This window comes from Bacillus sp. SIMBA_026 (genome assembly GCF_046535335.1).
Taxonomy (GTDB): domain Bacteria; phylum Bacillota; class Bacilli; order Bacillales; family Bacillaceae; genus Bacillus; species Bacillus velezensis.
This window is the reverse complement of sequence record NZ_JAWRWX010000351.1, coordinates 1-251: the sequence shown is the minus strand read 5'-3', so window position 1 is coordinate 251 and position 251 is coordinate 1. Positions and strand designations below refer to the sequence as shown.

Annotated in this window: 1 protein-coding gene; it reads right to left on the bottom strand. The window is 46.2% G+C overall.

Annotation, left to right across the window (positions count from 1 at the left end):
• Positions 1–212 (bottom strand): major capsid protein P2 (locus SB847_RS21765; protein WP_410578786.1); only part of this gene is annotated, 212 nt, incomplete at its 3' end.
• Positions 213–251: the final 39 nt, after the last annotated feature.

Genomic DNA, 251 nt, shown 5'->3' with positions numbered 1-251 from the left:
GCCTGCATGATAACGATGCCGTTTAGCTCTAACTCGAATTTCAACAACGTTGCATCTTCAGCAAGGTTCGTGTCGATAATAAAGGATTGGTAGGTTACACCTGGCTTGATTTTCGCGACGGCTTTCTCGCCATAGCCAACACCATCAATTTGCGTGATTGGCTTGGATAGCAAGTGGTATCGACCTAAACCGCCGGTCATTAACTGTGACATTTTAAAATTCCTCTGTGTCGGTGTCGGCTGCTATTAGCC